This window comes from Desulfofundulus thermobenzoicus (genome assembly GCF_009428905.1).
Lineage (GTDB): Bacteria > Bacillota > Desulfotomaculia > Desulfotomaculales > Desulfovirgulaceae > Desulfofundulus_A > Desulfofundulus_A thermobenzoicus.
Window position 1 is genome coordinate 1 of sequence record NZ_WHYR01000283.1, and the last position, 309, is coordinate 309.

A 309-nucleotide genomic window follows, 5' to 3' on the forward strand; every position below is an offset into this window, starting at 1 on the left:
TACGGATAACGGCAGGGAATACGGCTCGTCCGAACCCACCTATGGACACACTTACGGTGCTATATGCCTTATCTTGGGTGTTAAGCACAAGACCACCAAGGTGAAGCACCCCTGGACCAACGGTTACACTGAACGGTTTATTCAGACCCTGTACCAGAGACAGTCGATAAACCCCAACTAATAGCATAATTCCTTTTCCCAACCAGTTTGTATTGGTAGACAATACCATCTAATTGGAATTTAATGGTGGATTTGCTATTTTAAAAAACGAATTTAACTGCTGTCCATTCCAAGAAGCCTCCTTTTGAA

Annotated in this window: 1 pseudogene; it reads left to right on the top strand. The window is 43.4% G+C overall.

Annotated elements, in window-relative coordinates:
• Positions 1–181, top strand: a pseudogene (locus tag GFC01_RS18645) (hypothetical protein); the annotation flags it as partial.
• Between the last annotated feature and the right edge of the window lie 128 nt (positions 182–309).